The organism is Microlunatus aurantiacus (genome assembly GCF_039536605.1).
Taxonomy (GTDB): domain Bacteria; phylum Actinomycetota; class Actinomycetes; order Propionibacteriales; family Propionibacteriaceae; genus Microlunatus; species Microlunatus aurantiacus.
Genome location: NZ_BAAAYX010000009.1, coordinates 159,510 through 171,877, shown reverse-complemented (window position 1 = coordinate 171,877; position 12,368 = coordinate 159,510). Strand labels below are relative to the sequence as shown.

Annotated in this window: 14 protein-coding genes; 9 read left to right on the top strand and 5 right to left on the bottom strand. The window is 71.8% G+C overall.

Features of this window, described 5'->3' with window-relative positions; translation table 11 throughout:
- The first annotated feature begins 28 nt into the window (after positions 1 to 28).
- The 7 genes from ABD714_RS12380 (at position 29) to mptB (ending at position 7,543) form a co-directional block, all read left to right on the top strand.
- The gene (locus ABD714_RS12380) at positions 29 to 892 is read left to right on the top strand and encodes an Fpg/Nei family DNA glycosylase (RefSeq protein WP_344812662.1); all 864 of its coding nucleotides are present in this window, start codon (positions 29 to 31) and stop codon (positions 890 to 892) included.
- A gap of 178 nt (positions 893 to 1,070) precedes the next feature.
- The gene (locus tag ABD714_RS12375; RefSeq protein WP_344812661.1) at positions 1,071 to 1,379 is read left to right on the top strand and encodes a rhodanese-like domain-containing protein; all 309 of its coding nucleotides are present in this window, start codon (positions 1,071 to 1,073) and stop codon (positions 1,377 to 1,379) included.
- A 278-nt stretch (positions 1,380 to 1,657) separates the two neighbouring features.
- The gene (locus ABD714_RS12370; protein ID WP_344812660.1) at positions 1,658 to 3,004 is read left to right on the top strand and encodes a purine-cytosine permease family protein; all 1,347 of its coding nucleotides are present in this window, start codon (positions 1,658 to 1,660) and stop codon (positions 3,002 to 3,004) included.
- Positions 3,005 to 3,039: 35 nt separating this feature from the next.
- Positions 3,040 to 4,257, top strand: a complete 1,218-nt coding sequence (locus ABD714_RS12365; protein ID WP_344812659.1) for a lycopene cyclase family protein — start codon at positions 3,040 to 3,042, stop codon at positions 4,255 to 4,257.
- A 21-nt stretch (positions 4,258 to 4,278) separates the two neighbouring features.
- Positions 4,279 to 5,088: a glycerophosphodiester phosphodiesterase gene (locus ABD714_RS12360; RefSeq protein ID WP_344812771.1), complete on the top strand. Its 810-nt coding sequence runs from the start codon at positions 4,279 to 4,281 to the stop codon at positions 5,086 to 5,088.
- A 17-nt stretch (positions 5,089 to 5,105) separates the two neighbouring features.
- Positions 5,106 to 5,882: a glycosyltransferase gene (locus ABD714_RS12355; RefSeq protein WP_344812658.1), complete on the top strand. Its 777-nt coding sequence runs from the start codon at positions 5,106 to 5,108 to the stop codon at positions 5,880 to 5,882.
- The gene (mptB, locus tag ABD714_RS12350) at positions 5,879 to 7,543 is read left to right on the top strand and encodes a polyprenol phosphomannose-dependent alpha 1,6 mannosyltransferase MptB (RefSeq protein WP_344812657.1); all 1,665 of its coding nucleotides are present in this window, start codon (positions 5,879 to 5,881) and stop codon (positions 7,541 to 7,543) included. The genes ABD714_RS12355 and mptB overlap by 4 nt, the downstream gene beginning before the upstream one ends.
- A gap of 21 nt (positions 7,544 to 7,564) precedes the next feature.
- Here mptB and ABD714_RS12345 read toward each other — a convergent pair whose 3' ends face one another.
- Together ABD714_RS12345 and ABD714_RS12340 are read right to left on the bottom strand one after the other, a co-directional pair.
- Positions 7,565 to 8,611, bottom strand: coding sequence for an adenosine deaminase (locus ABD714_RS12345; protein WP_344812656.1), 1,047 nt, complete (start codon positions 8,609 to 8,611; stop codon positions 7,565 to 7,567).
- A 68-nt stretch (positions 8,612 to 8,679) separates the two neighbouring features.
- On the bottom strand, positions 8,680 to 9,330 hold the full coding sequence (locus ABD714_RS12340; RefSeq protein ID WP_344812655.1) for a MerR family transcriptional regulator: 651 nt from the start codon (positions 9,328 to 9,330) through the stop codon (positions 8,680 to 8,682).
- A 90-nt stretch (positions 9,331 to 9,420) separates the two neighbouring features.
- Here ABD714_RS12340 and ABD714_RS12335 point away from each other — a divergent pair, with 90 nt between their 5' ends.
- Entirely contained in the window at positions 9,421 to 9,912 is a 492-nt protein-coding gene (locus tag ABD714_RS12335) for a DUF4188 domain-containing protein (protein WP_344812654.1), read from the top strand.
- A gap of 115 nt (positions 9,913 to 10,027) precedes the next feature.
- Here ABD714_RS12335 and ABD714_RS12330 read toward each other — a convergent pair whose 3' ends face one another.
- Positions 10,028 to 10,846 (bottom strand): SDR family NAD(P)-dependent oxidoreductase, encoded by an 819-nt coding sequence (locus ABD714_RS12330; protein ID WP_344812653.1) that lies wholly within the window; start codon positions 10,844 to 10,846, stop codon positions 10,028 to 10,030.
- Between the two features lie 110 nt (positions 10,847 to 10,956).
- On the opposite strand from ABD714_RS12330, the gene ABD714_RS12325 reads away from it, so the two are divergent.
- Positions 10,957 to 11,517: a dihydrofolate reductase family protein gene (locus ABD714_RS12325; RefSeq protein WP_344812652.1), complete on the top strand. Its 561-nt coding sequence runs from the start codon at positions 10,957 to 10,959 to the stop codon at positions 11,515 to 11,517.
- A 39-nt stretch (positions 11,518 to 11,556) separates the two neighbouring features.
- Here the strand turns inward: ABD714_RS12325 and ABD714_RS12320 are convergent, their stop codons facing one another.
- Positions 11,557 to 11,769: a heavy-metal-associated domain-containing protein gene (locus ABD714_RS12320; RefSeq protein ID WP_344812651.1), complete on the bottom strand. Its 213-nt coding sequence runs from the start codon at positions 11,767 to 11,769 to the stop codon at positions 11,557 to 11,559.
- A 36-nt stretch (positions 11,770 to 11,805) separates the two neighbouring features.
- The gene (locus ABD714_RS12315) at positions 11,806 to 12,162 is read right to left on the bottom strand and encodes a metal-sensitive transcriptional regulator (protein WP_344812650.1); all 357 of its coding nucleotides are present in this window, start codon (positions 12,160 to 12,162) and stop codon (positions 11,806 to 11,808) included.
- Positions 12,163 to 12,368: the final 206 nt, after the last annotated feature.

Sequence of the window (12,368 nt, the reverse complement as noted above, 5' to 3'; positions counted from 1 at the left end):
ACCATCCAGGGCCGCCGCATAATGGGGCATGCCCGAGATGCCCGAGGTGGAGTCGCTGCGGGTCTTCCTCACCGACAAGCTGGTCGGCCGGACGATCACCCGCCTCGACGTGGTGGCCTTCAGCGCCCTCAAGACCTACGACCCACCGCCGACCGCGCTGTACGGCCTCGAGATCGACGGGGTGACCCGGCACGGGAAGTTCCTCGACGTCTCGGCCCAGGGGATGCACCTGGTCTTCCACCTGGCCCGGGCGGGCTGGTTGCGCTGGAAGGACACCCAGCCCACCGCGCCGCCCAAGGCGGGCCGCAATCCGTTGGCCGTCCGGCTGCACCTCGACGACGGCTCCGGCTTCGACCTCACCGAGGGCGGCACCCAGCGCAAGCTCGCGGTGTACGTGGTCGCCGACCCGGCGCAGATCCCGCACGTGGCCACCCTCGGTCCGGACCCGCTGGCCGACGACTTCGACCGGGCCGCCCTGGCCGCCCTGCTGGCCAAAGCCGGCCGCTCCCAGCTCAAGGGCGTGCTCAAGGACCAGCGGGTGATCGCCGGCATCGGCAACGCCTACTCCGACGAGATCCTGCACGTGGCCCGGATGAGCCCGTTCAAGCCGGCCAGCTCGCTGTCCGACGACGAGCTCACCACCCTCTACGACGCCATCCGGGACGAGCTGGCGGGGGCGATCCGCCGGGCCGAGGGGTTGGCGGCCAAGGACCTGAAGGGCGAGAAGAAGTCCGGGATGCGGGTGCACGGACGCAAGGGTGAGGCGTGCCCGGTGTGCGGCGACACGATCGCGGAGGTGTCGTTCGCCGACTCGTCCCTGCAGTACTGCCCGACCTGCCAGACCGGTGGCAAGAAGCTGGCCGACCGCCGGATGTCCCGGCTGCTCAAGTAGCTCTGCACGTCGTCACTCGCTACTCACTGCGCGCTCAGGAATCGATCTTCCCTGCTCGCGAGCAGACGGTGAAGCGTGTCTGCACGCTCGTCAGTCCAGATCGATTCGGCGCTTCGTTCGTGGCCGCTCGCGACGTGACGTCAGTGAGTCGGGGTGAACCCGCACTAACCTCGACCGCATGGTCGACCCGATTCCCACCATCACCCCCGACGACGTCTACCGGCACCGCACAGAGGGCTGGACGCTGCTCGACGTCCGCACCGACGAGGAGTGGTCCCAGGGCCGCATCGACGGCTCCGTCCACATCCCGATGGACCAGGTGGTGGCCCGTCTCGACGAGATCCCCGAGCGGGTCGTCTGCATCTGCGCCGTCGGCGGCCGCTCCGAGCGGGTGGCGCAGTACCTGGCCCAGCAGGGCCACGAGGCGGTCAACCTGGTCGGCGGTGTCCAGCGTTGGGCCGCCGAAGGCAAGCCGGTCGTCGCCTGACCCTGCGTCGAACGCAGCTCGACCTGGTCGAAAAGACCGCGACACGCCGCGCAGCGGTCAGGTCGAGCTGACGTCGACGCAGTCGCGTCCGTCCACCGGCACCAGGACAGCAGTCCGGCCTGGCGCCGGACGCGCTAGGTTGGATCCAAACGACACACATCGGGAGCTCACACCACGTGGTGGGCTGAGAGGGCGGAGTGCCGGTCCGAGAGGACCGCGGGTCCGCCGACCGACCGAACCTGACCGGGTAATGCCGGCGTAGGGAGGGTTTACCGCTGATGGCCACGTCCACCTCCGCACCGACCACCGTCGAGGGCTCGTCGGCTCCGGGCCGCCGGCCCGAGGCGCCGATCGTCCTCACCACCGAACCGCCCCGACCGCTGCGGTTCCTCGACCAGTTCGCCATGTGGGCGAACCTCGGCATCAGCCTGTTCGGCCCGCTGACCGGGGCCCTGATCGCCGCCACCACCGGCTCGGTCTGGCTCGCCATCGGCGCCATCGTGGTCGGCTGCACCCTGGGCGCCGGTCTGCTCGGCACCTCGGCTCTGTTCGGCGCCACCACCGGCGCCCCGGCCATGGTCTCCCTGCGCGGACTGCTCGGGCGGCGGGGCTCGATCGCCCCCACGGTGCTCAACATCGGCCAGAACATCGGCTGGGCCACGATGGAGATCATCGTCATCGCCACCGCGGCGTCGGCGATCCTCGGTGACCAGTGGCGGTGGCCGTTCGTGCTGGTCGCCGGAGCCGTGGCCACCCTGATGGCGGTCAAGCCGCTCGGCAGCGTACGGCTGCTGCGCAAGGTGATGGTCTGGCTCGTGCTCATCGCCTCGGTGGTGCTGTTCGTCCAGGTGCTGTCGCAGCCGCGGCAGGCGATCCCGCAGGACGCCGTGCTCGGCTTCTGGCCGGCGGTCGACCTGGCCGTGGCCGGCGTGGTCTCCTTCGCCCCGCTGGCCGCGGACTACAGCCGGCACTCGCAGACCCGCAAGGCCGCCTTCTGGGGATCCTCACTGGGCTACGGACTGGCCGCCGTCGCCTACTACACGCTCGGGGTGCTGGCCGTGGCCCACCTCGGCGCGACCGACGTGATCGCCGCCCTGGTCGCGTTGCCGGCCGGGGCGATCGCCCTGGGCATCCTGCTCACCGACGAGGTGGACGAGGCCTTCGCCAACATCTACTCCACCACCATGTCGGTGCAGAACATCGCCCCGAACCTCGACCGCCGGATCGTGGCCGTGGCCATCGGGGTGATCGCGACACTGCTGGCCGGCTTCCTGGACTTCGGTCAGTACCAGTCGTTCCTGTTCCTGATCGGCTCGGTCTTCGTCCCGCTGTTCGCCGTGGCCGCCGCCGACTTCCTGCTGGTCAGCGGGCAGCGCTGGGACGTCAGCCCGACCGCCCGGCTGCGCTGGGCCCCGCCGGTGGCCTGGGCCGCCGGCTTCGTCGCCTACCAGCTCGTCTACCCCGGCACGGTGCCGGTGTGGGCGGACTTCTGGTACGCCGTGGACGCCGCCATCGGCTTCACCCCGCCCACCTGGCTGGGTTCCTCGGTCGCCGCCATCGCGGTCTCCGCGGTGTTGATGGTGGTGCTCGGTCGGCTCTCCCGCCGCCGGATCGCCGGCGCCTGAGCCCTCGTCGTCCAGCCGTACGGCAGGCTGGGGCCGTGACGAACACGGCCTCGGCCCGTCGGACCGTCGAGGTCCTGGTGCTGGGTCTCGGCCCCTCCGGCCGGTCCCTGCTGTCCCGGCTGACTGCTCGCGGAGTGAACGCGATCGGGATCGACCCGGCGCCGGAGCGACCCTGGACAGCCACGTACGCGCTCTGGTCCTACGAGCTGCCGGCCTGGCTGCCGGCGGGGGTGGTGGCCGGCACCGACACCGTCAGCGCCTTCGCCCGCACCGAGCACGTGATCGCCGACCGGTACGTGGTGCTGGACCCCGCCCGCCTGCACGCCGCGCTCGCCGTGGACGGGGACCGGCTGCTGGCCGGGCGGGTGGACACCGTCGTGGACCCGCACACCGTCCGGTTGGCCGACGGACGCCACCTCTCGGCGGACGTCGTGGTGGACGCGCGCGGCAGCCGGCTGTCCCCGGCCAAGGCCCAGCAGACCGCCGTAGGTGTGGTGCTGCCCCGGGACCGTACGGGGGCGATCTCCGGCTCCTGGTTCATGGACTGGCGGCACGACAACGGCGCCCCGGCCGACGCCCCGCCGTCCTTCCTGTACGTGGTCCCGGTCGGCGACGACCGGGTGCTGGTCGAGGAGACCTGCCTGGTCGGCCGCCCTCCGCTGGGCTACCGCGAGCTGCGCACCCGGCTGGCGGCGCGGCTCGCCCACCGCGGTGTCCGGCTGAGCGGCGACGAGCCCGAGGAGCACGTGCGGTTCGCGGTGGAGCCCGAGCACCTGAGCCGCAGCGGGCGGGCCGGGCCCCTGGTCATCGGGGCGCGGGGCGGGATCATGCACCCGGCCACCGGGTACAGCGTGGCCCCGTCGCTCCGGCTGGCCGACGACCTCGCCGTCCTGATCGCCGCCGGGGTGCCGGCCGACGCCGCCGATCTGCTCCGCAGCCGCCGGCGCCAGGTGGTCCGGCTGCTGCGCGGCGCGGGTCTGGCCACCCTGCTCCGGCTGCCTCCGGACGGTGTGCCTGCCTTCTTCGAGGCGTTCTTCCGGCTGCCACCGGACCGGCAGCGCGCGTACCTCACCGGGCACGACCAGCCGGGCGGGGTGGCCGCCGCGATGGCCCAGATGGTCAGCACCCTCGACCCCCGGCTCACCGCGCTCGCGATCGGCTCGACCGTCGGCTCCACCCTGGGTTCGCTGACCCGCCCGGTGGTCCGGGCGAACCGCAGCGAGCCCGTCCGGAGAGGGGCTGAGCGGCCGTAGGGCAGGCTGGCCGACGTGGTGATGATCTACGCCCACCGCGGTTACGCGGCGAAGGAACCGGAGATGACCCGGGCCGCCTACCTGTCCGCCATCGCCTGGGCCGAACGGACCGGGGTCCCCCTGGGGCTGGAGACCGACGTCCACTTCAGCGCCGACGGCCAGCTGATCTGCCTGCACGACCTGACCGTGGACCGCACCTCGACCACCTCCGGGCCGGCGTACGCGCGGACCGTGGCCGAGCTGCAGACGCTGGACTTCGGCTCCTGGAAGCGTCGCCGGCCGGACGTCGACCGGCGCACCCTGATCACCCTGGCCGAGCTGATCGAGCTGACCGCGGCGGCCCGGGCCCGCGGGGTGGACGTGAGCCTGGCCATCGAGACCAAGCACCCGAACCCGCGGACCACCGAGGTGGAGGAGGGGGTCGCGGCCCTGCTCGACCCGTACGGCTGGACCGTCGCCGGAGCGCCGGTGCGGATCATCTCCTTCTTCCTGCCCGGGTTGCAGCGGGCGGCGGAGGTGCTGCCCGCGCTACCCCGGACCCTGTTGATCGAACGCGACCTGGGGGAGTGGCGGGACGGGCACCTGCCGGAGGGGATCGGCACCGTGGGACCGGACCACCTGCTGCTGCGGCAGGACCCCGCCTACATCGCCCGGGTGCTCGCCCACGGCCACGAGGTGCACGTCTGGACGGTGAACCGGGCTCGGGACATCGCCTGGTGCCTGGACCGGGGGGTCACCGGTCTGACCACCGACGACCCGGCGGTGGCGGCGGCAGCCCTGACCCGGTGGCAGGGCCGGCAGCCACCTGGCGACGGGGGCGTTCCCCGATGATCGCCTAAGGTTTTCCCGTGAGTCTCGCCCGCGTCGCCTGCATCATCCCGGCCAGGGACGTGGCGGACCGGATCCAGGCCACCGTCACCGCCGCCCGCGCCGTCCCGGGCGTCGAGGTGGTCATCGTCGTCGACGACGGCAGCAGCGACCCGACCGGGGACTACGCCGCCGCCTCGGGCGCCATCGTCGTCACCCACCAGCGCGGCCGCGGACGCGCCGCCGCCGTCGAGTCCGGGGTGAACGCCCTCGGCGTGCTCGAGCAGCGTGACAAGCGGCCCGAGTGCGGGACCGTCCTGCTGCTGGACGCCGACCTCGGCGCCGCCGCCACCCGGGCCGCGCACCTGATCGGTCCGGTCGTCACCGAGCGCGCGGACCTGACCATCGCCGTTCCCACGGACGCCGGAGGGGACTCCGGCGCCGGCTTCGACCTGGTCGAGACCACCGCCGCCCGCGGACTGACCGAGCTGGCCGACTTCACCTCCCGGTCCCCGCTGGCCACCAACCGCTGCCTGACCCGCAAGGCGTACGAGCTGGCCAGCCCGCTGGCCGCCGGCGACGGCGCGGACCTCGGCATGACCATCGACCTGCTCCGCGCAGGGTTGCGGGTACGGGAGGTCGAGCTCGATCTCGTCGGTGCCGATCCGGCGACCGGCCTGGCCGCGCAGCTGGACCGGGCGTTGACCCTGAAGGACGTGACCCGGGCGCTGACCGCCCGGGGTCTGGTGCGGCACGGCCTCGACGGGCTGAAGGAGTCCGGCGGGGTCCGCGGTCTGATCGACAAGCTCCGCGGATGAGCCGCGCCTCCGGGCACGGGCGCGGCAGATCCGGCCGCCCGGGGAGCGGCGACGGACCCCGCCCCCACCACCACGTCGCCGGCCGCAACCCCGCGCACCCACCGATCCAGCGCTACGCGCCGAGCGTGTGGCACCGCGACCACCGGTACGGCATGGGCCTGATCATCACCGCCACCGTGGTCACCCTGATCACCGGCTTCCTCGGCCCGTCGGTGGTCACCTTGATGCTCGGCCCGCGGGACAGCCTGCTGCCACCGTGGTATCTCCCCAGCGGCGTGGTCCAGCCGAACGAGTGGCTGGTCACGGCGCTGGTCTGGGTGATCATCGTGGCCGGTGCGCTCGGTCTGTGGATCGCCATGCGGGCGCTGGCGGGCGGCTGGCTGCCCAACCCGCGGAAGATCTTCGGGCTGGGCACGGGACTGAGTCTGGTCACGATCCTGGTGCCGCCGCTGACCAGCGCGGACATCCTGATGTACGCGGGGTACGGCCGGTTGCAGATGATCGGCCGCAACCCGTACGAGATCACGCCGGCCGAGGTGTTCCGCGGAGGGTTCGACCCGGTCCTGAAGTGGACCGAGCAGCCGTGGCAGGACACCCCGAGCGTCTACGGGCCGATCACGTCCTGGCTGCAGTGGTTCGCCAACTACCTCGGCGGCGAGAACATGCACGACATCGTGTTCTGGCTGCAGGTGATCACTGTGGTGCCGTTCATCATCGCCTGCGCCGGCATCGTCCAGCTGGCCCACGGCGACAAGCGCCGGCAGGCCCGCGCGGCCCTGCTCACCGTCTGCAACCCGATGCTGATCTGGGCGGTCGTGGCCGCCGCCCACAACGAGGCCCTGTCGGTGATGTTCGCGGTGGCGGGGATCATGTTGATGCGCAAGAGCCCGTTCGGCGCGGGTCTGGGGATCGGGCTCGCCGGCTGCGCCAAGCTCAGCATCGGCATCTGGGGACTGGCCATGCTGTGGGCGTACCGGCGTGAACCCAAGAAGGCCGTCCTGCTCTGCCTCGGCACGGTCATCCCGATGGGCCTGGCCTACGTGGTGTGGCAGCCGACAGCCTTCTTCCAGGTGCTCCGCAACGGCTCGTACGTGTCGGTCGGGTCCTGGGCCAACCCCGTCTTCCTGTTCCTCGACCTGTTCCTCGCCGACTGGGTCGCCAAGATCATCGTCGGCGTCATCTCGTACGGCGGTCTGGTGGTGATCGCCTGGATGCTGTCCAAGGTGGTGCCGTGGACCGCGGCGCCGGGACTCGCCCGGGGGACCGACCCGCGGCTGGACCCGCTCACCGTGGCCCTGCGCACCTCGCTGGTGCTGTCGGTGGCCTGGCTGGTGACCGCCATGTACACGCTGTCCTGGTACGACCTGATCGCCTGGTTGCCGTTGGCGGTGCTGGCGGCCAGCAAGCTCGACCGGATGATGCTGATGCGGATCACGCTGCTGTCGCTGTCGTACGTGCCCGGGCGCGCGGTGGAGATGAGCCTGCCGCTGGACGTGGTCTCGGGCGTGTTCCGCTACGGCATCTCGCCGCTGGTGCAGGTGGCCGTGCTGGTGGCCATCGTGCTGTGGTGGCGCAAGCCGGACCGGGAGGAGCTGTTCCCCTTCGGCCCGCCCAAGGCGATCCGCCAGCTGCAACCGATCGGCTCCCGCCACCGCCTCTGACCGCCGGCGGCGCTCGGAGGGCTAGGCGGACGCCGCCACGTAGTCGCCGATCTCGGTCAGCAGCCGGTCCTGCAGGGAGCGGTCGGCGAACGAGGCGCGGACCGCGGCCTTGGCCAGGTTGCCCACCCCGATGTCGTCCAGCCCGAGCAGCCGGGCGGCGACGCCGTACTCGTCGTTCAGCGTGGTGGCGAACATGGGCGGGTCGTCGCTGTTGATGGTGACCCGGACCCCCGCCTCGACCATGGCGATGATCGGGTGCGTGCTCAGATCGGTGACCGCCCCGGTGGCCAGGTTCGAGGTGGGGCAGACCTCGACCGGGATCTGGTGCTCGGCCAGGTACGCCAGCAGCTCGGGATCCTGGGCCGCGGAGGTGCCGTGCCCGATCCGCTCGGCCCCGAGCTCGTGCAGGGCGTCCCAGATGGTCTCCGGCCCGGTCGTCTCCCCGGCGTGCGGGACGCTGTGCAGACCGGCCGCCCGGGCGGCGTCGAAGTGGGGCTTGAACTGCGGCCGCGGCACGCCGATCTCGGGGCCGCCGAGCCCGAACCCGACCAGGCTCGACGGCCCGTGGTCCTGGGCGAACCGCAGGGTGCCGTCGGCGCCCTCCAGACCGAGCTCGCCGGGGATGTCGAAGATCCAGCGCAGCACGATGCCGAGATCACGCTCGGCGGCCACCCGGGCGTCCTCGATCGCCTCCACGAACGCCTCGGCCGCGATGCCGCGCACCAGCGAGGTGTACGGGGTCACCGTCAGCTCGGCGTACCGGATGTTCTGGGCGGCCATCTCCGCGGCCACCTCGTAGGTCAGCAGTCGTACGTCCTCGCCGGTCCTGATCAGGTCCACCACCGAGAGGTAGATCTCCACGAAGTGGGCGAAGTCGCGGAACCGGAAGTAGTCGGCCAACCGCTCGGGCTCGCTCGGCACCGTGCCCGGGTGCCGCTCCGCCAACCGGGCCACGATCGCCGGCGACGCCGACCCGACGTGGTGCACGTGCAGCTCGGCCTTGGGCAGCCCGGCGATGAACGCCCGGCCGGGATCGTTGAGCGCGGTGAGGACGGAGTCGGTCGTCATGGCCCCAGTCTGGCTAGCGTCCTCCGCGACTTCTGCACCGCTATCCACGTCAGGCGTGGGTTTCGCTCCTAGACGTGGGGAGCGGCCGGCGGGAAGCGGGCCACCGACGCCTCGCGCTGCGCCAGGCGGCGGAGGGCGAGCAGCACCGGTTCGACCAGGACGGTGCCCAGCACCACGTAGCGGACGGCGGCGCTCGGGGTCTCGGTCGGCAGATCGTCGATCTCCGCCCGGGCCACCCGCATCATCGCCTCGGCGTAGGTGTCCATCCGGTCCGGTTCCACCACGAAGCCGGCATCGTCCAGCGCGGCCAGGGCCACGGCCAGACCGGCGACCCCCAGATCGATCCCGTCGCCGCTCGTGCCCTCGACCGGGTCGACGCACGAGCTCCAGCCCCAACGCCGCACCAGCGCGACAGCCGGGGTGACGTCGACGTCGTCGGGGAGCTCGGGGGCGACGGCCTGGTGCGCGGCGCCGAGCAGGTCGAGGGTCGGCTGCGCGGGCTCGTCGATGTGGCCGAGCACCTCCCTGGTGGCGGCGATGGACAGTCCACCGACCCCGACCAGGGCGCGCACCAGCCGCAGTCGCTGGACGTGGGCGTCGTCGTACTGGGCCTGGTTCGGCGACGTCCGTACGCCCTCGGGCACCAGTCCTTCCCGCAGGTAGAACTTGATCGTCGCGACGGGGACGCCGGTGGCGCGGGACAGCTCCGAGATGCGCATCGCACTCCTCTCCGTGAAGCACTTGACAACGGACAGTAGCACTATCTAATAATAGAGAGCAGAGAGCGCGACTATCTATCAGGAGCAACGATGGCGAAGATCGAGACCGGGCGGATGACCCACGACCACGGCGGCGAGCTCGTCGTGTTCCTGATCGGCATGCGGATCAACAGCTGGTGGCGGCCGGACCAGTGGCTGCCCGTGTTCAACGCGATGCCGCCGATGCTGACCGAGCTGGCGAAGGATCCCGATTCCGGCATGCTCGGGTTCCGAGTCACCCTGGGGGAGGGCGGACCGGTGATGATCATGTACTGGGACAGCCACGAGAAGCTCTACGCCTACGCCTCCCGCCCCGAGGCCGCCCACCGGCCGGCGTGGACGCGCTTCAACCGGCGGGCCCGCAAGGCGCCCGGTGCGGTGGGGATCTGGCACGAGACGTTCCAGGTCGCGGTGGCCGAGTCGATCTACGCCGGGATGCCCGTCAGCGGTCTGGCCAAGGCCACCGGCGCCATCCCGGTGGGTCGCCGGGGCGAGCGGGCCGGGGAGCGCTACCGGGCGGGCGGGACCGGGGTGGCGGCCTGAACCGTGACAAACCCGGGGCTCAACGTCGTTCCGCCCGCGACACGCCGTGTTCGCGCCGTTGAGCCGGCCCTCTGTCGCGCCGACCGGTCACACTCCGGTTCCTCACGCCGACCGGTCAGGCCGGCTCGGGCGCGCCGGTGAGCTCCAGGCTGACCCGCCAGAGCCGTTCGCGGACGGCCGGGTCGTAGGCGTCGGCCACGTGGGCACGGGCCTCGGCCAGCTGGTCGAAGAACCGCCCGGTCACCCCGTCCAGGGCGGGGTCGGTGATCAGTCGAGTGGTGGCCTCCACCCCGGACGCAGTCGTGTGCACCGGCGGGATCCCCTTGTCCAGCACCATCTTGGTGGGCATGTAGGTCCCCGGGTGGAGGCTGTTCACGGTCACCCCGCCCAGTCGCTCGGCCAGGGTGAAGCCCCAGGTGATCATGGCCAGCTTGGACTGGTTGTACTCCAACCACGGCTCATGATCGCCGGCCAGGGTGAGGTCGTCGAACTGGATCGGGGCCTGGCCGAGGGAGGCCACGTTGACGACCCGGCCCCCGTCGTCGGTGATCATGGGCAGTAACCGGTGGGTGAGGTCGAACGGGGCCAGGTAGTTGACGGCGAAGCAGAGCTCGTTGCCGTCGACGGTCAGCCGACCTGGATGCCCGTTCTCGCCGGGTCCGACGCCCGCGTTGTTGACGAGCACGTCGACCCGGTCGGTGACCCGGGCGATCTGCTCGGGCAGCGTACGCACCTGCGCCAGCTCCGCCAGATCGGCCTGCACGGTCGCAGGGTCGGTGCCGCCCGCCGCGGCCACCTCGTCCCGGACCTCCTGCAGGGCGTCCGGGCGACGGCCGTGCAGGATCAGCCGGTGCCCCTGGGCGGCCAGGGCCTTGGCGACCTCGCGTCCGAGTCCGTCGGTGGCGCCGGTGAGGACGATCGTCTTCGTGACCATGGACCGACCGTAGCGCCGTCACGACCCGACCGGAGTCCGCCCGCTGCCGGATCCGCCGGCCGGTGCCGGTGCTGCTTGGCGGTGTCGGTGCCGGGTGACAGGCTGCCGCGATGACGCGCACCCAGTACTACACCGCCACCAGCATCGACGGGTTCATCGCGGACGCCGACAACTCGCTCGGTTGGCTGTTCACCTTGCGCCAGACCGAGGCCTCGAAGCAGGAGTATCCGGACTTCATCGCCGAGGTCGGGGCGCTGGCCATGGGCTCCACCACGTACGAGTGGATCCTCGACCACGAAGGGCTGGTGGAGCGACCGGGCAGCTGGCCGTACCCGCAGCCGACCTGGGTCTTCACCAGCCGCGAGCTGCCCGTGGTGCCCGGGGCCGACATCCGGTTCGTCTCCGGCGAGGTCGCACCGGTGCACGCCGAGATGGTGGCGGCTGCGGCGGGTCGGAACGTCTGGGTGGTGGGCGGGGGTGACCTGGTGGGCCAGTTCGCCGACGCCGGGCTGCTGGACGACCTCATCCTCGGGGTCGGTTCGGTGTTCCTCGGCGGCGGTGCGCCGCTGCTGCCGCGCCGGATCACCCCGCCCCGGCTGCGGCTCGTCAGCGCGACGGCGCACGGGGAGGACTTCGCCACCCTGCGCTACGAGCTCACGGGTCCAGCCTGACCGAGCGCCGGTCGCGGCTCGCGCGACGAGCGACCGGAGTCAGGCCGGCGCGACCGTGTAGCCGGCCTCGTCGACGGCCCGCTCGATCTCGCTGAACGGCAGGTCGGTGTCGCTCACGACGGTGAGTGCGCCGCTGGTCAGGTCCACGGCGACGTCGGTGACGCCGGTCAGTCCGGTCACCTCCTCGGTGACGGCCTTGACGCAGTGGGCGCAGGTCATGCCGGTGACGACGTACTCGGTGGTGGTGCTCATCGGATCAGCTCTCTGTGGCGGGACGGTGGTGGGAGATCAGGAGCGGACCAGGCGCGCGATGGCCTGCGAGGCCTCGTGCAGCTTGGTCTCGGCCTCCTCGCCGCCCTCGGCGGCGGCGCGGACCACGCAGTGCTGCAGGTGCTCGTCCAGCAGGCCGAGAGCGACCGAACGCAGCGCGCTGGTCATGGCGGAGACCTGGGTGAGGATGTCGATGCAGTACTTCTCCTCCTCGACCATCCGCTGCAGCCCACGGGCCTGCCCCTCGATCCGCCGCAGGCGCTTCAGGTAGTCCTCCTTCTGGCCGATGTAGCCGTGGGGGGCATGACCCTCTCCCTCCGGCGGGCCGAGGACGTGCGACGCGGGGTCCACCTCGGCGGACTGGGTCTGGGACATCGGGGCTCCTCACAGAGCGGGCCCAAGGCGGCCCGGGATGGATACCCCCCTAGAGTATGTGGATTCGGGCGTCTGCCCAAGTCGGGCGGGGAAACGACAAGGAAACGCACGATGGCCGACAGGGGGCTCCGGCAGCCGGTCCTGCGCAGGTCGACTGTGCACAAGTGCTGTGGATCCCACGAAGGTCACCCCTTTGTCAAGGCCGC